At 51.9% G+C, this 19,764-nt stretch carries 22 protein-coding genes; 19 read left to right on the top strand and 3 right to left on the bottom strand.

The window, feature by feature from the left end; genetic code table 11:
* The first annotated feature begins 2 nt into the window (after positions 1 to 2).
* The 7 genes from VFK44_00720 (at position 3) to lipA (ending at position 7,927) form a co-directional block, all read left to right on the top strand.
* The gene (locus VFK44_00720) at positions 3 to 1,199 is read left to right on the top strand and encodes a cystathionine gamma-synthase family protein (protein ID HET7626895.1); all 1,197 of its coding nucleotides are present in this window, start codon (positions 3 to 5) and stop codon (positions 1,197 to 1,199) included.
* Between the two features lie 18 nt (positions 1,200 to 1,217).
* Positions 1,218 to 2,387 (top strand): M20 family metallopeptidase, encoded by a 1,170-nt coding sequence (locus tag VFK44_00715; GenBank protein HET7626894.1) that lies wholly within the window; start codon positions 1,218 to 1,220, stop codon positions 2,385 to 2,387.
* Positions 2,377 to 3,432 carry a homoserine dehydrogenase gene (locus VFK44_00710; protein ID HET7626893.1) on the top strand — a complete coding sequence of 352 codons (1,056 nt, stop codon included), beginning with the start codon at positions 2,377 to 2,379 and terminating at the stop codon, positions 3,430 to 3,432. The genes VFK44_00715 and VFK44_00710 overlap by 11 nt, the downstream gene beginning before the upstream one ends.
* A 24-nt stretch (positions 3,433 to 3,456) precedes the next feature.
* On the top strand, positions 3,457 to 4,899 hold the full coding sequence (locus VFK44_00705; protein ID HET7626892.1) for an aldehyde dehydrogenase family protein: 1,443 nt from the start codon (positions 3,457 to 3,459) through the stop codon (positions 4,897 to 4,899).
* Between the two features lie 197 nt (positions 4,900 to 5,096).
* The gene (locus VFK44_00700; protein ID HET7626891.1) at positions 5,097 to 6,125 is read left to right on the top strand and encodes a potassium channel family protein; all 1,029 of its coding nucleotides are present in this window, start codon (positions 5,097 to 5,099) and stop codon (positions 6,123 to 6,125) included.
* Positions 6,126 to 6,214: 89 nt separating this feature from the next.
* Complete coding sequence (locus tag VFK44_00695) at positions 6,215 to 7,030, top strand: biotin/lipoate A/B protein ligase family protein (protein ID HET7626890.1); 816 nt, start codon at positions 6,215 to 6,217, stop codon at positions 7,028 to 7,030.
* A gap of 12 nt (positions 7,031 to 7,042) precedes the next feature.
* A complete protein-coding gene (gene lipA / locus VFK44_00690) occupies positions 7,043 to 7,927 on the top strand; it encodes a lipoyl synthase (GenBank protein HET7626889.1) in 885 nt (294 codons plus the stop codon).
* Between the two features lie 156 nt (positions 7,928 to 8,083).
* Here lipA and cysK read toward each other — a convergent pair whose 3' ends face one another.
* The gene (cysK, locus tag VFK44_00685) at positions 8,084 to 9,019 is read right to left on the bottom strand and encodes a cysteine synthase A (GenBank protein ID HET7626888.1); all 936 of its coding nucleotides are present in this window, start codon (positions 9,017 to 9,019) and stop codon (positions 8,084 to 8,086) included.
* Positions 9,020 to 9,237: 218 nt separating this feature from the next.
* Between cysK and thpR the strand changes: the two genes are divergently transcribed.
* The 3 genes from thpR to VFK44_00670 all read left to right on the top strand — a co-directional run bounded on the left by thpR (position 9,238) and on the right by VFK44_00670 (position 11,496).
* Positions 9,238 to 9,798, top strand: coding sequence for an RNA 2',3'-cyclic phosphodiesterase (gene thpR / locus VFK44_00680; GenBank protein HET7626887.1), 561 nt, complete (start codon positions 9,238 to 9,240; stop codon positions 9,796 to 9,798).
* A gap of 20 nt (positions 9,799 to 9,818) precedes the next feature.
* The gene (locus VFK44_00675; GenBank protein ID HET7626886.1) at positions 9,819 to 10,583 is read left to right on the top strand and encodes a nuclease-related domain-containing protein; all 765 of its coding nucleotides are present in this window, start codon (positions 9,819 to 9,821) and stop codon (positions 10,581 to 10,583) included.
* Positions 10,584 to 10,689: 106 nt separating this feature from the next.
* Complete coding sequence (locus VFK44_00670; GenBank protein HET7626885.1) at positions 10,690 to 11,496, top strand: phosphotransferase family protein; 807 nt, start codon at positions 10,690 to 10,692, stop codon at positions 11,494 to 11,496.
* 80 nt (positions 11,497 to 11,576) lie between these two features.
* On the opposite strand, the gene VFK44_00665 is transcribed toward VFK44_00670, so the two are convergent.
* The gene (locus VFK44_00665; protein HET7626884.1) at positions 11,577 to 12,326 is read right to left on the bottom strand and encodes a DUF3891 family protein; all 750 of its coding nucleotides are present in this window, start codon (positions 12,324 to 12,326) and stop codon (positions 11,577 to 11,579) included.
* A gap of 104 nt (positions 12,327 to 12,430) precedes the next feature.
* Between VFK44_00665 and trmB the strand changes: the two genes are divergently transcribed.
* The 4 genes from trmB to VFK44_00645 all read left to right on the top strand — a co-directional run bounded on the left by trmB (position 12,431) and on the right by VFK44_00645 (position 15,371).
* On the top strand, positions 12,431 to 13,066 hold the full coding sequence (trmB, locus tag VFK44_00660) for a tRNA (guanosine(46)-N7)-methyltransferase TrmB (protein HET7626883.1): 636 nt from the start codon (positions 12,431 to 12,433) through the stop codon (positions 13,064 to 13,066).
* 67 nt (positions 13,067 to 13,133) lie between these two features.
* The gene (locus tag VFK44_00655; protein HET7626882.1) at positions 13,134 to 13,898 is read left to right on the top strand and encodes an enoyl-CoA hydratase-related protein; all 765 of its coding nucleotides are present in this window, start codon (positions 13,134 to 13,136) and stop codon (positions 13,896 to 13,898) included.
* A 117-nt stretch (positions 13,899 to 14,015) separates the two neighbouring features.
* Positions 14,016 to 14,648, top strand: a complete 633-nt coding sequence (locus VFK44_00650) for a hypothetical protein (protein HET7626881.1) — start codon at positions 14,016 to 14,018, stop codon at positions 14,646 to 14,648.
* A gap of 183 nt (positions 14,649 to 14,831) precedes the next feature.
* Positions 14,832 to 15,371: a hypothetical protein gene (locus VFK44_00645; GenBank protein HET7626880.1), complete on the top strand. Its 540-nt coding sequence runs from the start codon at positions 14,832 to 14,834 to the stop codon at positions 15,369 to 15,371.
* 148 nt (positions 15,372 to 15,519) lie between these two features.
* On the opposite strand, the gene VFK44_00640 is transcribed toward VFK44_00645, so the two are convergent.
* Positions 15,520 to 15,834: a peptidase M4 gene (locus VFK44_00640; GenBank protein ID HET7626879.1), complete on the bottom strand. Its 315-nt coding sequence runs from the start codon at positions 15,832 to 15,834 to the stop codon at positions 15,520 to 15,522.
* Positions 15,835 to 15,981: 147 nt separating this feature from the next.
* Between VFK44_00640 and queD the strand changes: the two genes are divergently transcribed.
* The 5 genes from queD (at position 15,982) to VFK44_00615 (ending at position 19,751) form a co-directional block, all read left to right on the top strand.
* Entirely contained in the window at positions 15,982 to 16,458 is a 477-nt protein-coding gene (gene queD, locus VFK44_00635) for a 6-carboxytetrahydropterin synthase QueD (GenBank protein HET7626878.1), read from the top strand.
* Positions 16,448 to 17,188: a radical SAM protein gene (locus VFK44_00630; protein HET7626877.1), complete on the top strand. Its 741-nt coding sequence runs from the start codon at positions 16,448 to 16,450 to the stop codon at positions 17,186 to 17,188. The genes queD and VFK44_00630 overlap by 11 nt, the downstream gene beginning before the upstream one ends.
* A gap of 1 nt (position 17,189) precedes the next feature.
* Positions 17,190 to 17,879: a 7-cyano-7-deazaguanine synthase QueC gene (gene queC / locus VFK44_00625; protein ID HET7626876.1), complete on the top strand. Its 690-nt coding sequence runs from the start codon at positions 17,190 to 17,192 to the stop codon at positions 17,877 to 17,879.
* 71 nt (positions 17,880 to 17,950) lie between these two features.
* A complete protein-coding gene (locus tag VFK44_00620; protein HET7626875.1) occupies positions 17,951 to 19,096 on the top strand; it encodes a betaine/proline/choline family ABC transporter ATP-binding protein in 1,146 nt (381 codons plus the stop codon).
* Positions 19,097 to 19,112: 16 nt separating this feature from the next.
* Positions 19,113 to 19,751 (top strand): ABC transporter permease, encoded by a 639-nt coding sequence (locus VFK44_00615; protein HET7626874.1) that lies wholly within the window; start codon positions 19,113 to 19,115, stop codon positions 19,749 to 19,751.
* Positions 19,752 to 19,764: the final 13 nt, after the last annotated feature.

Raw genomic sequence — 19,764 nt, 5'->3', positions numbered from 1 at the left:
AGATGAGGGAAGCGAAAGCGGGGACGCGTTCCGTTTGGGCGGGGGAAGACGAATATTTGTTGCAGGGAGCGACGCAAGTGCCGGTCGTGCACAGCGTTTCGTTCGGCTACAAAGATATCGACGACTGGTACGATGTCGCGTTGAATAAGAAGAAAGGCCATATTTACGGCAGAAATACGAATCCGACGGTGGAAGTGTTCGAGGAGAAAGTGCGATTGCTCGAAGGCGCGGAGGCGGCGACGAGCTTTTCGACGGGGATGGCGGCGATCAGCAATACGTTGTTTACGTATTTGTCGCCGGGGTCGAAAGTGATTTCGATTCGAGACACGTACGGCGGAACGAATAAAATTTTCTTAGAGTTTTTGCCGCGTTTCAACGTCGATGTCGTTCTTTGCGACACGACCGATCACGATGCATTGGAAGCGGAAATCGCGAAAGGCTGCGACGTGTTGTATTTGGAAAGCCCGACGAATCCGACGTTGAAGGTGACGGATTTAGAGCGGCTTGCGAAAGCGGCGCACGCGGTCGGCGCGATTGTCGTTGCTGACAATACGTTTGCGACGCCGGTGAATCAAAATCCGCTCAGCCTCGGCGCCGATCTTGTGCTTCACAGCGCGACGAAATTTCTCGGCGGTCATGCTGACGCGCTCGGCGGCATCGTTTGCGGGTCGAAAGCGCTGGTCGAGCCAATCTACCATTTTCGCGAGATTAACGGCGCCACGCTTGATCCGATGTCGGCGTATTTGCTTTTACGCGGCATGAAAACACTCGATTTGCGCGTGAAGCGGCAACAGGAGAGCGCAATGAAAATTGCCGAATTCCTCGCAGCGCATCCACTCGTCGAGGACGTGTTTTATCCGGGGCTGCCGACGCATGCAGGCCATGAAATCGCCAAGCGGCAAATGCGCGGGTTTGGCGGGATGCTCAGTTTTTCGTTGAAAGACGGGGTTGCGGGCGTTCGTCAGTTTTTGCCGAGTTTGCGCTACGCGCATTTGGCAGCGAATCTCGGCGCAGTGGAAACGATCGCCGGCATTCCGAGGACGACGAGCCATGTCGAGTGCAGTCCGGAGGAGCGGAGGCAAATGGGCATTCCGGAAGGCTTGATTCGTTATTCGGTCGGGATTGAAGATGTCGAAGACTTGATCGCCGATTTGGCTCAAGCTTTCGAAGTGTTGGAACAAAACTTGGTCAACGGGTGATGGACGGTGGAGGCCGATTTGAAACAACGATTGACCGAATGGCGGCGTCGTTTTCATCAATTTCCGGAGCTGAGTTTTCAAGAATTCGAGACAGGAAAATTTGTCGCCCAAGTGTTAGGCGAATGTGAACGAATAAAAGTAGAGACCGGCATCGCAGGCACGGGCGTAGTCGGTACGCTCGGGGACGGAGAAGGGCCGACGGTGCTCCTCCGGGCGGATATGGATGCGCTTCCGATCCAGGAAGCTACCGGAGCGGCGTATGCAAGCGTGCATGACGGAGTCATGCACGCTTGCGGGCACGATGCGCATACGGCGATTTTGCTCGGCGCGGCGCATTTGCTGTCAGACAGCTTCGACGGAAAAGGGACGGTGAAGTTCCTTTTTCAGCCGGCGGAAGAAGCGCCGGACGAACAAGGCGTGACTGGGGCGCCGCGCGTCATTGAAGCTGGGATATTGGACGGCGTGGATGCTGCGGTTGCACTGCACGTCTGTCCGTGGAAAACGGTCGGCGAAGTGCAAATGCACGACGGTTTGAGCATGGCGAGCGTCGATCTTTTCCGAGCGGAGATCATCGGAACCGGCGGCCACGGGGCGTACCCGCACCTCGGCAGTGATCCGATTTCGATGCTCGGACCGGTGTTGCAGGCGATCAACAACATCGTCGGCCGGAAACTATCGCCGCTTGAGAGCGCAGTGATCAGCGTTGGCAGCATTCACGGCGGTTCGGCAGCGAATGTCATTCCGGAGCGGATCGTGCTCGAAGGGACGATGCGAAGTTACGATCCAGCGACGCGGGAAATGATCATTACCGAGCTGGAACGGGCGTTTTCAATCGTTCAGCCGCTCGGCGGCCATTATCAACTGAAGATTACGAGAGGCGAACCGGCTCTCGATAACGATACGCAGGTGAATCGGGCGGTCGGGGCGGCGATTCGTGAAGCGTATCCCGATTTTTCCATCGATCATGCACCGTTCGGTCTTGGCGGCGAAGATTTTGCCCATATCGCGAAGCATGTTCCCGGAGCAATGTTTTTTCTCGGGTGCGCGCTCCCGGACGGGAACGTGAGGGATCTTCATACGCCGGTGTTTGACATCGATGAAAGATGCTTGCCGGTCGGGGCGAAACTTTTATCCGAAACCGCTATGCGTTTCATACGATCTTTCGGAGGTGAACGAAGTGGCTCATAAGTTGGCGATGATCGGGTTTGGCGGCGTTGGGCAAGGGCTGGCGCAACTTTTGCTTGATAAAGGGGAGAGACTTGCCGAAACCGTCGGTTTCGAGGCGGAAATCGTCACCGTTTCGGACGTCATGAAAGGCGCGGTGTATCATCCTGACGGCCTTGATTTGGAAACGTTGCTGAAAACGGTGTCCGAAACCGGCAAGGTTGAGGGGTATCCGGACACCCCGGGGTTGGTGCGAGGCTGGGACAGCTTGCGGACGATTCGCGAGTCGAATGCGGACACGATCGTCGAGGTGACGTTCACGGATGTAAACACCGGGCAGCCGGCGATTGACCATTGCCGGGCGGCTTTCGAAGCCGGGAAACATGTGGTGACGACGAACAAAGGTCCGGCGGCGCTTCAATATAAGGAGTTGACCGAATTGGCGGCGGCGAACGGCGTACAATGGGGCATCGAGGGAACAGTGATGAGCGGTACGCCGACGCTGCGCATGCCTAAAGTCACCTTGGCGGGCAACGACATCCGCGAAATTCGCGGCATTTTGAACGGGACGACGAATTATATTTTGACGAAAATGGAAGAAGGGTTCGATTATACGGAAGCGTTGGCAGAGGCGCGCCGGCTCGGTTATGCGGAAGCCGATCCAACAAATGACGTGGAAGGTTATGACGCGTTGTACAAGGTTGTAATTCTCGCAAACGTACTCTTGAACGTTCCGTTGAAAAAAGAACAAGTCACTCGCCGCGGGATTTCGCAATTGACGCTGAAAGACATCGAGGAGGCGAAGAAGGACGGAAAGACGTGGAAGCTTGTTGCGAAAGTGAAGCGTGACGGGGACGTTGTGTCAGCTTCGGTGGGACCGGAGAAACTTTTATCGGACGATCCTTTGGCCAGTGTTTCCGGGGCATTGAATGCGATTACGTATGAATGCGATCTCTCCGGGCCGGTGACGGTCGTCGGTGCCGGTGCCGGTATTATCGAAACGGGGTATGCGCTGTTGATCGACTTGCTGCACATTCATCGAATGTCCGTAGAAAAACAAGTCTTATAAAAAGAAGAAAGGTGGTCGATGCAGATGGTGAAGGTGACGACGACCGGTCAAAAAATGTTGATCGGCGGACGCTGGGAAGACCGCGAGGAAACGATCGAGGTGCGCGATCCCGAAGACAACAGCATCATTGACGCCGTGCCTGCCGCCAGTGCCGAGGATATGCGGCTTGCGATACGCGAAGCGAAGAAAGGTGTCGAGCAGGCGGCGCGGATGCCGGTTTATGAGCGGGCGGCGATCTTGAAGAAAGCCGCCGATATCGTCGCGGAGCGGAAAGAACTTTTCGCGACGATCATCGCGAGGGAAAGCAGCAAGACGATCCGCGAGGCGCGCTCGGAAGTGTCGCGCTGCGTGCAGACGCTGCAGTTGAGCGGCGAAGAAGCTTCGCGGATCAACGGGGAAACCGTTGCTTACGATCAAGTGCCGGGCAGCGAAAACCGGCTCGGCTACTATTATCACTTTCCGAAAGGGTTGATCGGAGCGATCACGCCTTTCAACGACCCGCTGAATCTCGTCGCGCACAAAGTCGGTCCGGCGATTGCTGGAGGCAACGCCATCATCGTAAAACCGGCGACCGTGACGCCTCTGAGTGCGCTGTATCTCGCCGAAGCTTTTCTTGACGCCGGGTTACCTGCCCACGTGTTGTCGGTCATCACCGGCAGAGGCGCCGAAGTTTGCGACCCGCTCGTGACAAATCCGGACGTAAACATGATTTCCTTCACGGGCGGCTACGAAACGGGCGAAGCGATTACGAGAAAAGCCGGCGTGAAAGCGATTGGAATGGAGCTTGGCTCGAATTCCCCGGTGATCGTCTTAAAGGACGCCGATTTGCGATTGGCGGTGGAAGCGACCGTGAGCGGCGCGTTTTCGGCAGCCGGGCAAAACTGCATCGGTGTCCAGCGGGTGTACGTCGAAGAGACGGTCTATGCTGCTTTTGCAGAGGCGTTCGTTGCGGAAACGAAGCGGTTGCGGACGGGAAGAAAGCTGTCCGAAACGACGGACATTGGGCCGCTCATCGATGAGCGCGAAGCAAGGCGAACGGAAGCCTGGGTGCGCGAAGCAGTGGAAAAAGGTGCAAGTGTGTTGCACGGCGGTACGCGCAGCGGCGCGTTTTATGAGCCGACGGTGTTGGCAGGGGTTTCGCCTGAGGCGAAAGTATATTGGAAGGAAGCGTTCGGGCCGGTCGTTTCGTTGTTTCCGGCGCGCGATCTCGATGCGGCGATTACGGCTGCGAATGACGTTGATTACGGCTTGCAAGCCGGGGTTTTCACGCAAGATTTGAACAAGGCGTTCTATGCGCTGCAAAGGTTGAAGGTCGGCGGCGTCATGATTAATGACAGCAGCGATTACCGTGTCGACGCGATGCCTTTTGGCGGGGTTAAAGGTTCCGGCGTCGGGCGGGAAGGTGTTAAGTTCGCGATCCGCGAAATGACGGAGAAGAAGGTGGTTTGTTTTAAACTCATTCAATAAACGTAAAATAATCGTCGGGAGCGCCGGCGGTTATTTTTTATTGCTCGGAAAGCGGCGCCAAGATCCTGCCGTTCTTGCGCCGTTTTTTTTTCGGCAGAATGATTGAATTTCTTTCTTTTCTGAACGAAATGCGATTGAATAGAACTAGTCATTGCACGTTCAGTGTCGTGTAAATCTTTAAGAAAGGAGGCGGGGCGATGTGGCTTTATAAAACGCTGCTCCGGATGGCGAGGCAGCTTAGCAGCTGGTTGATCGTTATTACAAGTGCGATCGTTGTGTTTGCGGCGGCAGCAGCGGCTTATCTCAGCGAACCGGAGACGTTTAAATCTCCCTTTAACGCGTTTTGGTGGGTCATGACGACGGTAACGACTGTCGGGTACGGTGATTTTTATCCGCATACGTTCACAGGAAAGCTGATCGGCATCTTTTTATTTATTTTCGGCGTCGGGATCGTCGGCGTGTTGATCGGGAAAATCGTCGAAGGGTTTACGAAATTCAACAGGCGAAGGGAGGAAGGCAAGGTGAATTACAAAGGAAAGCATCACATTGTCCTGATCGGATGGTCGCAAAAAGCGAAACATGCAACAGAGGAAATTCTTTCTTCCAATGACACGGTTGATGTTGTGTTGATCGACACCCTTTCCGAATCTCCGGTTTCCGAAGAACGCTTTCATTATATCCAAGGACAGGCGGCGGAAGAAGAAACGTTGGAAAAAGCCAACTTGCAACAGGCGAGGTCGGTGCTTATTTTTGCCGATGATAACATTGACGATCCGCAAATGTGTGACGGAAAATCTTTGATCATCGCGACTGCGGTCGAGTCGTTCGCCCCGAAGATTCATTCCGTCGTTGAAATCGTCGATGAACGGCACATTGAGAATTTCCACTACGTAGCAATTGACGAGTTCATTTTACGAAATGAAACGATTTCTCGGCTGGCGGTGCGTTCCGCGTTCATGGGCGGCATTTCCGAGGTTTATCGCCAATTGATGAGCCGTAACGAAGGCGACAACCTTTACCGAATCAGTCAAAAGGACCGCTGGAAAACGTATCGCGATGCTTTCGACGAATTGTTACAAGAAGGGGCGACGCTTGTCGCTGACGGCAAACATTTGGACATCAACCGCAGACTGGACGAACCGATCCGAACCGATGCCCAGTTGTATGTGATCTGCGATGAACAGACGTACCAGAAGCTGTTGACAAAGGGTGGACAAACGAGCTGACAACAATCGTTGCGAAAATTCCGTGAAAACGCATTTAGTGGAAGTCTCCATTCATGCTTTGTTACAATAAAGTCGAATGGAGGGGAGCCATGAAAGAAACTTGGTATTTTCTCGACTCCGGGGAACGCTCTCCGGCTTATAACATGGCGCTTGACGAGGCATTGATCCACTGGATGAACCAAGGGCTTGTCCGGCCGACGCTTCGTTTTTATACATGGAACCCGCCGACCTTATCGATCGGCTATTTTCAGGAAATGAAGAAGATTAACCTCGAAGGCGTCAAGAAACACGGGTACGGCTTGGTCCGGCGCTTAACCGGGGGCAGAGCGGTTTTGCATGACAAGGAACTGACTTACAGTGTCACAGTGTCTGAGGATCATCCGAACATGCCGAAGAATGTAACCGAAGCATATCGCGTCATCTCCGAAGGATTGCTGCAAGGTTTTCGCGAGCTCGGCTTGGCTGCGGATTTTTCGATTCCGACGGAAAAATTGAAACGGACCTCCTCGGCGGTATGTTTTGATCAACCGTCTTGGTACGAACTCGTCGTCGGCGGACGAAAAGCGGCGGGGAGTGCGCAAACCCGGCAAAAAGGCGTAATTTTGCAGCATGGCGCGATTCCGCTTGACATTGATGAGGATAAGTTGTTCGATTTATTCGTCTACCCAAGTCGGGAAGTGAGGGAACGTGCGCAGCGCGGTTTTCGGGACAAGGCCGTGGCGATCAATTTGCTGCGCGAGCAACCGGCGACTTTGGCAGAGGCGAGGGAAGCATTCCGGATCGGCTTTGAAAAAGGACTCGGCATTCAGCTTGAGCCGTTTGAGTTGACGAAGGAACAGGAAGCGGAAGTGCAGAAACTGGCCGAAAGCCGTTACGGCAACGATGAGTGGACATATTCCCGCTGAAAGGTGATGAGCATGGCAAACAAGCAAGAACATTTACGAAAGCCGGAATGGTTGAAAATCAATCTGAATACGAATAAAAATTATACCGGGCTGAAGAAAATGATGCGCGAGAAGCGGCTGCATACGGTGTGCGAGGAGGCGAAATGCCCGAACATTCACGAATGCTGGGCCGTTCGCAAAACGGCGACGTTCATGATTCTCGGTGATATTTGTACGCGCGGCTGCCGTTTTTGCGCGGTCAAGACCGGGTTGCCGACGGAGTTGGACTGGCAGGAGCCGGAACGCGTGGCGGAGTCGGTCGAACAAATGGGGCTGCGGCACGTGGTCGTGACGGCGGTGGCGCGCGACGACTTAGCCGACGGAGGTGCGGCGGTGTTTGCGGAAACGGTAAGGGCCATTCGGCGCCGCAATCCCAGTTGCACAATCGAGGTGTTGCCTTCGGATATGAAAGGCGATTACGAAAGCTTGAAGACGTTGATGGACGCAAAGCCGAACATTTTCAATCATAACATCGAGACGGTTCGCCGCTTAACGAAACGCGTTCGCGCCAAGGCTACATATGACCGTTCGCTCGAACTGTTGGCGCGGGTAAAAGAAATCAGCCCGAATACGCCGACGAAGTCGAGCATCATGCTTGGGCTTGGCGAGACGAAAGAAGAAGTGGTGGAGGCGATGGATGATCTCCTCGCCCACAACGTCGACATCATGACGATCGGCCAATACTTGCAACCGACGAAGAAACATTTGAAAGTCGAAAAGTATTGGCATCCCGACGAGTTCGCGGAGTTGAAGGAAATCGCGCTTGAAAAAGGATTCCGCCATTGCGAATCCGGACCGCTCGTGCGTTCTTCCTATCATGCCGACGAGCAAGTGGATGCGGCTGCGGCAACCCAATAGGCGAAGTTGGAAAAGAATAACTCCCTCGAAGATAGACAGATTAAGCCGAGGCCAATCTGTTTCCTCTTCGGGGGAGTTTTTAATTGGGATTCCAGATCAATTGTATCGCCAACGCCATTGATTCAACCGCCTTCTAATTGTGCAAGGCGGATTTCATCATTCAAAATCAAACAAGTCTCCCGACAAATACCGTTCGCCGGTGTCCGCGCAAATGCAAACAACGACGTCATCCGGCGAAAGGCGTTTCGCCACTTGAACGGCCGCCCACACCGATGCGCCGGACGACGTGCCGCACAAAATGCCTTCCTCGCGCGCCAACCGTCGCGTCACTTCGTACGCCTCGTCGTCTTCGATTTGAAAAATCTCGTCGAACAGCCCGGTGTTCAAGATTTCCGGGACGAATCCCGGACTTGTTCCGACGAGCTTATGCTTGCCCGGCTTGCCCCCGGACAATACCGGCGATCCGGCCGGCTCGACAACGTGGATCGTCATTTCCGGATAGTATTCCTTCAACGTTTCTCCCGTTCCGGTCACCGTTCCGCCCGTTCCTGCTGTCGATACGAACGCCTTCAGCGGCTTTCCGAGCTGTTTCATCGCCTCGACAATTTCAATCGCCGTCGTTCCCCGATGGGCATCGGGATTCGCCGGATTTTCGAATTGCATCGGCATGAAACTATTCGGAATTTCCTTGAGCAGCTCTTTCGCTCTCGCAATCGCGCCAGGCATCTTTTCGTCGCCCGGCGTCAACTCCACTTTCGCTCCGTACGCCTTCAATAAATTGATCCGTTCCTGCGTCATCGTATCCGGCATGACGAGGATCGCCTTATAACCTCTCGCCGCCGCGTTCATGGCAATTCCGATCCCGGTATTGCCGGACGTCGGCTCGATAATGACCGATCCTTCCCGCAAATGTCCGGCCTTTTCCGCTTCCGCGATCATGTTGAAGGCTGCGCGGTCTTTTACGCTTGCGCTCGGATTGAACGATTCCAGCTTCGCATAAATCTTGGCTCCGTTCGGGTCGGGGATTCGATTTAAGCGAACTAGCGGGGTGTCCCCGATCAATTCTGCGATATTGTTAACGACTCGTACCATTGGTTTCCCACCTTTTTTCAGCCTTTTTTATTCACGGCAGACGTTCAAATTCAAAGAATTCCTCTCGTTATTATATCAAATGAATCGGGTAGCCGCATGCGGCCGGCTTTGTTACAATAAGAAGAACGAATTCGCGTTCCTGCACGAAGACGGTAACGGCAAGTGTGAAGTTGTTGAACGCGATCGATGATTTTTTGAAGGAAAGGAAAGCTCACGACATGGCTGACCCCGTTGCACACTATTTTTTTGCGGTTCCTGTCCCAGAACCGGTGCGTTCCCATTTGCATGCGCAATCGCAAACGCTTCGAAAGCATTTGCCTTACAAACAATGGACCCATCGCGACGACTATCACCTTACGCTTGCCTTTCTCGGCGCGGTGGCGGACAACCGAATCGAAACTTTCACTCACGAGGCGGCACAGGTTGCCGGTCAATCTTCGCCTTTTTCGTTAGCAATCAACGGGATCGGCACGTTCGGCACCCGCGAACGGCCGCGTGTGTTATGGGCAGGTGTACGGGAGGACGAGCGCCTGCATGTGCTTCAGAAAGGCGTAGCTGAGGCGAGCAAAGCCGCAGGGTACGAACCGGACCGCCGTCCGTACCGCCCGCACATTACACTTGCGAAGAAGTGGAACGGGACGGAAACCATTGACCGCAACGTGTTGCCAAACGGGTTTCATTCCGCGCCGTGGACGGTCGATGCCTTTATTTTATATCGCATTGATAGGAGCAATTTCCCGAAATATTTCCCTTTAAGAACATTTGCTTTCAGCCGATAACAAAGGTGGAGGACACGCCGATGGCGCAGCTCATCAAATTGGACAATTACATTTCACGTTATGAAACCGATATTTACGGCTATCCCGGCCGTTTCATTCAAATAAAAAAACAGCGATGGGAAACGATGAAGAAAGCCCGTGAAACGGAACAGGCCGCCGACACAGCCGCATCGCAGGACGAATGGAAAACCGAATTCGCGGAAGACGTGTTTTTCTTTCAACTTCGCTGGGCGAGTTCGACCTTGCAGATGAAATCCGATCTGTCCAGACAATATCGACTCGACCGCTGGTTGAAATTTTTCCTCACGCGATTTCCAGACAATTATCTCATTTTATATAAACCGGTGTTTCAAATCCAAAAAGCGGAAGTGGAACTTGACATCCTTATGCTCAGTCCAGTGACGCTCTGGTGTATAACGTTGCTGGAAAGCCGGGACGGCACCGTTTTTCAAGGCCGGTCCGGCCGTTTTTGGCGTACGATTGAGAATGGGAAAGTGACTCAGACGTTGAATCCGTTAATCGCTAATTTGCGAATGTATCGGTTAGTGACGGATTGGCTGAAAAGAACCGACGGTGACGTGCTGCCGGTGCGAAGAGCGTTGTTGTCGCCTTCCTCGTTCATTGAGTACCCGGATGCCCCGGGGGACGTAGATTTAATCGATCGGACGAAAGCGCGAGTTTGGTATGAAGAACAAAGAAAATGGAAGACGCCGTTGAAATACGTGCAATTGAAGACGGCCGACCGGCTGTTGCGCAGATGCCAGACAGTTGCCGATGAAAGGTAAGCCTGAACACCGGAAGGGCGTTTTTTGTCTTCGACGCGATCTTCGTTATAATGAAATTAGTTGAGTATCGGATTTAAAGATTCGTTTACGATCGAGGGTGACGCCATTGCTGGACATACTAGGAAACGAATGGAACATCAAACCTGCTGGTGGCCAGACCGGGGAAGCTTACATAGCCCGGTCCGGTGGCCGGAAACTCTTTTTAAAAAGAAATTCATCACCTTTTCTTGCCGTCTTATCGGTCGAAGGCATCGTGCCTAAGCTGTTATGGACGAAAAGGCTTGAAAACGGAGATGTTATAACAGCGCAGCGATGGCTGAACGGCAGGGAACTTCATGAAAATGAAATGAAGAGCGGAGCGGTCGTTGATCTTTTGAAAAAAATACATCGATCTGATGCGTTGCTGGCCATGTTAAAAAGACTCGGCAAACAACCGGTTACGCCGCAAGCAGTTCTTGCTGAACTGGAAAGTCGTATGCGAATCGGAAATATGATCGGCGGTCAAGCTGCAGGGGAAGCTTATTCATTTCTCGCGGACAACGTCGACAAGGTCGAAAGCGGAGAGAAAGTCGTGTGCCATTGCGATGTGAATCACAACAATTGGCTGTTAAGCGAAAACGGCGATTTGTATTTAATCGACTGGGACAATGCGATGATCGCGGATCCGGCATTGGACTTAGGACCGCTTTTGTACGAATACGTTGCGAAGAGCGAATGGCGTTCTTGGTTGGGGCGATACGGGCACGAGCTGACCGGAGATTTTCTGCTGCGCATGCATTGGTATGCGACGGCTCAAGCGGCGAAATTCATGATTTGGCATGCTGGAAGAAAAGAAAGCCGCCAGGCGGAAAAGCTTCGAATTCGCCTCGTTCGTCTGAATCGGGACGCGGCTTTTTATCTTCAACAGCTGTAATGCGAGAAGGAGACGGTTTCGGATCGTCTCTTTTGCTTTGTTTGGCCTTCATGGACCTGTACGCGCGCGGCCGAGGAATATCAACAGCCGCCGCCTGCGTCATTCGGACTGAAACGGATGCGGCGATGCATGATGTTCCTTAAATCGGGATCGTTGCGTCCGAGCGATTTTCGCATCCGCGTATAAGGGACCGTCGTGGACCAACTCTCCTGGAAAGGAAACGGATCTAACGAAATCGTTCGTTCATTGAGCCACTTAACGTTAATCCATACATCTTCTCCCGATTTTTTCGGACAACGAATGCCGTTCTTGAACCAATCGATTTCCTCGTCTTTTGAACAACCGGGCCGGTGCATACATACATATAAAGACAAATTATCCCAACATTGCAGTTGAAGCAAATCGCGGTCAAGCGCTGACTCGGAAAAACGCTCCGTGAGCCGTTGTTGCCGATTCCGCTCGTTTTGCAAGAAACGGTCCGTTTCGGCATTTTCGTTATCGTTCAAGAACGAACAGTAATGCTTGGACACGAGCAGCCCTCCGAACGGATTCAGTTGCTCCGTCAATTGTAAACCCTTTTCGTACATAGGGAGGCGATGCTCATTCGGAAGCGATACGAAATCATGTGGACGTTCGGCGGCCTCGTCCCACAAGATTTGCTCGTCGGCTTCGATCCAGCTTAAATCGTGAAGTGACGCGGCGATAATCATTGAATGTCCCGGCGATGAAAAGTGTTCGTTCCCCCAGCGGGCGGCGATTTCCCCGGACAGCAGTCCATGATCATGCTGGCGGATCAGACCGAAGAAAACCCCATCTTCCCGTACAATCAAGAGTTCACCCTCCCTTCTATGCTTTTTGTTCCCGGTTACGTACGCAGAAAAACTTAATTCTATGATATGATGTTCCGTGGAGAAAGGAAAGGGGTTTGTATCGAATGAGATTGCGCAACAAGCCTTGGGCCAAGGAGAAACTTGAGCAATATCCACAAGTTGTTATCCAACGACCGGAAGGTTTGAAAGGATCTTGGGCGGCATCTTTCTTTCCGGACGCGCCCGTCCACGTCGAAATCGGGACGGGGAAAGGGCAGTTTTTGTGTGGGATGGCTCAAAAACATCCGGACGTTTTGTTCGTCGGTATCGAACGGATGCAAAGTGTGATCGTTTCGGCTCTCGACAAAACATTGGAAACGGATGCCGGCAATATTAAATTGGTCAACCGCAACGCCGCCGATCTCGAAAGCTTTTTTGACGAAAGCGAAGTCGAACGGATATACTTGAATTTTTCCGATCCTTGGCCGAAAAACCGCCATGAAAAACGGAGGCTCACTTACCGAACATTTCTCGAGAAATTCGAGCGGGTATTGACGGCGAAAGGAGAAATTCACTTGAAAACCGACAATGCCGGCTTTTTCGAGTATTCCCTGCAAAGCATGGAACAATACGGCATGAATCTTCTCTCCGTTGATTGGGATGTGCACGAAAACGATGTCGGGGACAACGTGATGACCGAATACGAGGAAAAATTTTCCCGCCGCGGCCAGAAGATCATGCGCGGCATCGCCCGCTTTTGAGCCTTGTTCTTTCCCGAGGAATCGAGGTAAGATGAAACTATATCTTAAATGAAATGGGGGAATCTGAATGGCGAAAGTGACGTTTCAATCGGAAAAACACCTAGGCATCGTTACGATCGACTCACCTCCGGTAAATGCTTTGGACCGACAAGTGTTGTCGGAATTGGCGGAGGTGCTCGACGAAATCGATGAGAAAGTCCATGCAGTGATCGTAACCGGAGCAGGCGGGAAAGCTTTCGTCGCTGGTGCCGACATTAAAGAATTTCCCGAGTTGAAAGGGGAAGAAGGCGTCGAATTATGCCAGAGAGGTCAACAAATTTTTGGAAAATTGGCCGGGTTGCCGCAGCCGACGATCGCCGCGATTGACGGTTACGCACTCGGAGGCGGATTAGAGTTAGCGCTCGCATGCGACTTCAGAGTCGCATCAGCGAAGTCGATGCTCGGCTTGCCGGAAACGTCTCTCGGTGTCATTCCCGGTTACGGGGGGACACAGCGGCTGGCGCGCCTGATCGGAACCGGAAAAGCGAAGCGGATGATTTTCACCGCCGAACCGGTGCAAGCGGAAGAAGCGCTGCGCATCGGCCTTATCGAACGATTGGTTGAGGAAGATGCGCTCGCGGCAGCGAAGGAAGAGGCGGCGAATATATTGAAACGCGGGCCGCTTGCGGTACGAGCTGCGAAACGAGCTGTCGACAGCGGATTGGCGTTGCCGTTGACGGAAGGGTTAGCGTTGGAAGCGGAGCAGTTCGGCCGCCTGTTCGATTCGGAGGATAAGAATGAAGGTGTTGCTGCTTTTATGGAAAAGCGGGCGCCGCAATTTCGCGGGAAATAATCGTTCGCTCGGGGAATGATCGATCGCGGGCATCCATTCGATTGCTTGATTTTTGTGTCGAATCGCCGAAAACGAGCCGCAGGCGGCGAATGCTTTTGAAGAACCTAATTTGGAGGAATGATCATCATGTATCCCGAGCTTGAACAATTCCATCGGATCGAGAAAGAATACAATGACAAAATTGCGGCGTTGGAGGAAGAATTGAAGCAGCTGCACGAGGATAAAGCGGAGGCTTCGCGGCAATACAATAAAGCGCTGTCGAAAGTCGTGTATGAGCGGGATTCCGACAGCGCAGTGGAACTCGCCGAACGGAAAAAAGCGTCTGATGCGCTGAACGAAGAAATGAAAGAAACGCAAGGAAAAATCGAGCAGCTGCGGAATTCGCGAGATGAGCGGCTGCAAAACATGGTCGCTTCGTTGAAAGAGGGCAGGGATCGCGAGTTTGATGCGGCGTTGAAGAATATTGAAAGCAAGAAAGAAGAGTTGCGCCGGTTTCGCGCCGAATATTTGCTGTTGATTCAACAACTTCATCAAACGAGAAAATATGCGCAAGACGTGGACGCCGCCTTCAAGAAAACGGTCAAGCCGTTGACGACGGAATTCGAGCATGAATCACGTACATTGCCGCACGTCAATTTACATAATCCTTTCGCTGAGGATGAACCGCACGGCGTGCTTGAGAAAGATGCGGACCAAGTATACAAAACCGGCAAGGTTCCGGATTGGATTGAAAGCTATTCAAACGATTGAAAAACGGAATTTTTCAGGCTCGACGAATGTTCTTTTATAAAAGAAACTGGTATAATAAATCGCGAAGACGGTCACATCACCGGCAAAGGGACACCTTTTCCGGCTGGCGGTTGTGCGGTTGAACTTCGAGCGAAACGACTGCCATCTCATTCATGTCGTTTAGATAAAAAGGAGGCTATCATTTTGAAACAAACGTTTTCTGCCATGCTGTCATTATTGATTCTTATCTTTGCTTTTGCCGGAGCGGCCGGCGCGGAAACGACTTCGGGCAAAATGTATAAAGCAGTCAACAAAAACTTAGCTGAGGCGAACTATGATTACGATAAAGGTTCGCTCGTGCTTCGTCATGTCAAGACCGTTCAACTCGATCAACCGGTTGAAGGGATTCACACGTTGAAAATGGCCATTGCGCATTACAATACGGTTCGCGACGGCATCTTTTTCAAAACGCACAATGAGCCGGTATATTACAGCCCGGAAAAAGATCAAGTGCTCTCCGTGACAATTGCGGGCAAGATTCCCGCGACGCAAGACTTCAAAGACAAGTATGAAGCCGAGATCGGGGAAACGACCCACGTCGCCACGGTCTTGATATTATTGTTCTTGATTCTATTAATCCCCGCGGTTCTTGCGTACGTTTTCGTGAAACGGAAACATTCGGTGCTTGATTATAAGCTGGAAAACGGATTGTTTGAAGGCGTAGGCAATAACAAATTTAGTTAAGGGGAATGGAAAACTTAGTGATTCCCTTAGACAGCACAGAGCTCGATAGGCATCGAGCTCTTGTTTTTTTATGAAGCGATAAGAAAAGCACCTCCAATGGATGTGATTGTACCTTCCATCGGGGTGCCGTTTGATGCGGAGCGTCGAGTTATACTTCATCTTCGGTGAAATCGAGAACGGTGCCGGTTTTGGCGTCGACGATAAAGTTGTAATGTTTCACTTGTTTGTCGTCGGAAACGGTAACGCCTCCGCGGTAGGCGGAAAAATCCAGTCCGTTTCGAATCAAATGCTCGGGTCGCATATGTACCCAAGAGCCGTCGATGGCGAACTTTTGGCCGACGGTTTTTTTGACGCTTTTCAATGCTTTTTCCGGGGTGATCGTTCCTTTTTCCAAACCTTCCCGCAAAACAAAGCCGCCGATGATTCCGATGCCGGCAGCGAGCAGCGATTTTTTCCAATTCATTGTGGGCCGGTCTCCTTTCGCGTAAGAATCCCTTCTAATTTTTAGTATAGCGAACCAAATCCGATTTTACCAAACGATTTTCTTCTTTTTTTCCTCCGAATTTGATAAACTGACTAGATGACAGTATTGATGAAGAGGTCGTGAGTTATGAATTTCCAGATTCCGAAACATATAGAACAATTGGGCCGAGACATTCAAGAACATGAGCTTAAATATCATAACAAAAGAGTGGCGGTCACAAAGTCGTTCACGTTTGATTCCGCTCACCATCTTCATGCTTATGAAGGCAAGTGCAAAAGTTTGCACGGACATACGTACCGGCTCGTAGTGACGATCAGCGGATTTGTCGACGAGAACGGGTTTGCCGTTGATTTTGCGGACATTAAACAATTGTATAAAAAAACGATCGAATCCCGGCTCGATCACCGCTATTTGAACGAAGTGCTTCCAAACATGAATACGACGGCGGAAAACATGATCGTCTGGATTTGGGAACAGCTCGCGGAAGGTTTGCGCGACGCTTTCGGACATGACAGGGGCCTTCGGCTCGAAGAACTCATTTTGTATGAAACACCGACGAGTTATGCCACGTTGAGGCGGGAGTGGATGGACCATGCCGATTAAGGCGGACCGTTGGACGTTGCCGGATCGCAACACGTACAGGCAATGGACGCTGCCGATGGTCGAGATTTTCGAAACGGTCGAAGGGGAAGGGACTGAAGCCGGGTATCCGACTGTATTTGTGCGCGCCTTTCATTGCAATTTGCGGTGCAAATGGTGCGACACGCCGTACAGTTATGCTCCGGCAAAACCTGAATTTGAAGCTTCGATCGCAGAAATTGTCGATCGCATCAAGCGATATGCAAGCCGTCGAATTTGCTTTACGGGCGGAGAACCGTTGATTCACCGCGAGAAATCGGCTGCGCTTATTGAAGAGATGACAAAGTTGGAGCACGTTTGCGACATTCATATTGAGACGAACGGGGCGATTGATTTGCAGCCGTTTGCGGTGATGCGGGAAGAGAATGAACGATGGCGCGAGAAGGTTCGGTTCGTCACGGATTACAAGCTGCCGGCTTCCGGTGAAATGGACAAGATGATTGATGACAATTTCGATGTCCTCACAAACCGGGATGAGATTAAATTTGTCATCGGCAGCGACGAAGATTTCGAATCGGCCGTCAATGTAATCGAACGGTATCATAAACAAGGAAAACTTCTGTTCAGCCCGGTGTGGGAAACAATGAAACCGAAAGCGCTCGTTGAAAAAATATTGGAAAGACCGTTGCCCGATGTCAAAGTGAACATGCAGCTGCACAAAGTCATCTGGCACCCGGATCAAAGAGGGGTTTAACATGAGCAAAAAAGCCGTCATGGTGCTCAGCGGAGGATTGGACAGCACGACTTGCATGGGCATTGCGAAAGAACAAGGATACGAGTTGTACCCGATAACGTTTCAATACGGCCAAAGGCATGATCGCGAAGTGGAGCAGGCGAAAAAGATTGCCGTGCACTTCGGTGCAAAGGATCACCGCATCGTTGACGTCGGCTTTTTCGCCGAAATCGGGGGAAGCGCGTTGACCGATGCGTCGATCGCCGTAAGGAAAGACGGTGCTGGAGACGACATCCCATCGACGTATGTACCGGCGCGTAATATGATCTTTTTGTCGCTGGCGAGCGCCTATGCGGAAGTGATCGGTGCGGAAAAAGTGTTCATCGGCGTTTCCGCCGTCGACTACAGCGGGTACCCGGATTGCCGTCCGGAATTTATCGAAAGTATGGAAAGCACCGTCCGTTTGGCGACGAAAGCGGGTGTGACTGGGAAAGCGATTGAAATCGAAACGCCTTTGATCCGATTGACGAAGAAAGAGACGGTGGAAATCGGCCTTCGTCTCAAAGTTCCGTACCATTTGACGACATCCTGTTACTTGGGAGGAGATGAAGCGTGCGGGGAATGCGACAGCTGCCGGCTGCGGATCAAAGGGTTTAGGGAAGCGGGAGGAATCGATCCGATTCCTTACGCCGTTGATGTCGAATGGCAATGAAAGGAATCAACATTTCCCGTTTGAATTTTTTGAAACAGGGTATAGAAAGTTGATCGGGGGAGAGGTGGGACATGATCACATTTGAGAACGTTGGAAAAGTTTACGACGACGGCACCGAGGCATTGAAGAACATCAACTTCACGGTGGAAGAGGGTGAATTGTTGACGTTGATCGGGCCCTCGGGATGCGGAAAAACAACGACGATGAAGATGATTAATCGATTGATCGAACCGACGAGCGGCTCAATCTGCATAAACGGGGAAAACATCGCGGACAAAAATCCGGTCGACTTGCGGAGAAACACCGGTTACGTCATTCAACAAATCGGATTGCTTCCCCATATGACGATCGCCGAGAACGTAGCACTCGTTCCAAAGTTGAAAAAATGGCCGAAAGCGAAATACGAGAAACGGATCGACGAGCTGCTTGACCTCGTAGGACTCGATCCGTCCACTTACCGCACGAGATACCCTTCAGAGCTGAGCGGGGGTCAGCAACAGCGCATTGGTGTCATCCGTGCGCTGGCAGGCGAACCTCCCGTCATATTAATGGATGAACCTTTCAGTGCGCTTGATCCGATCAGCCGCGAACAACTCCAAGATGAATTAACTCGTCTACAGCAGGAAATCCACAAAACAATCGTGTTCGTCACGCACGATATGGACGAAGCGATCAAAATCGCTGATCGTATCGCAATCATGAAGGACGGCGAAATCGTACAAATCGACGGGTCTGACAATATTTTGCGCCGTCCGGCGAATGCATTCGTCCGCGAATTTATCGGCGAAGACCGTTTGAACGGCGACTCGATGACGCCGAACGCGGCTTCGTTAATGATGAAGCGGGTCGTTACGGCCAGACCGACGCGAGGGCTTGCGGAAGGATTGGAATTGATGAAAGCCTACAGTGTCGACAGTTTGTATGTCAGTGACAAGGACCATCAGTTTTTGGGCGTCGTGTACCTCGATGTGCTCCGAAACCATTATCATGACGAGAATAAGAGATTGCGAGACATCATGGATACGGATGTCGCTTCTGTTGCGTCGGCTGCCGATTACTCGGAAGTAGCGCAAATCTTTTCCGACCTCCGGGTTCGAACGATTCCGGTTGTAGATGACGGGCGTTTAACCGGGATCATCACTCGGTCGAGCATGATGCGGGGCCTTGCGGGCGACAATCCGCTTTCCGGACAGACGGGAGGTGGGGACGGTGAATGATCAAGGGGTTCTCGTCATGCTGCTGCATACGTTCATTGAAAGAAGACACGAGATTTGGGTGTTGCTCGGGCAGCATTTGTACATGTCCTTGTTTGCGATTATCGCCGCGACGGTGATTTCCGTGCCTCTCGGTGTGTTTCTTTCGAGAAAACGTGAATTGGCCGAACCGATCATTACGGTGACCGCGCTGTTTCAAACGATTCCGAGCATTGCGCTTCTCGGTTTCATGATTACGATTCCGATCCTCGGCATCGGGAAAGATTCCGCCATCGTCGCTTTGACGATTTACGCCTTGCTGCCAATTTTGCGAAATACATACACCGGTCTCATCGGTGTCGACGAATCGGTTGTTGAAGCCGGCAGAGGCATGGGGATGACGAACAATCAAATTTTATTCAAAATTCGTTTTCGCTTGGCGTTACCGGTCATTATGGCCGGATTGCGAACATCGACGGTCATTACGATCGGAGTTACGACATTGGCGGCGTTTATCGGTGCCGGCGGTCTCGGCACGCTTATTAATATCGGCATCGGCATGATGCGAAAAGACTTGATTTTGGCCGGGGCAATCCCTTCGGCGCTTTTGGCGCTCATTTTTGACGGTGTTTTGCGATGGATCGAGAAATTAGCGACTCCCCGCGGACTAAGAAAATAAGAATAAGAGGTGT

This window comes from Bacillales bacterium (assembly GCA_035700025.1).
Taxonomy (GTDB): Bacteria; Bacillota; Bacilli; order Bacillales; family DASSOY01; genus DASSOY01.
This window is presented reverse-complemented; position numbering and strand designations above follow the sequence as displayed.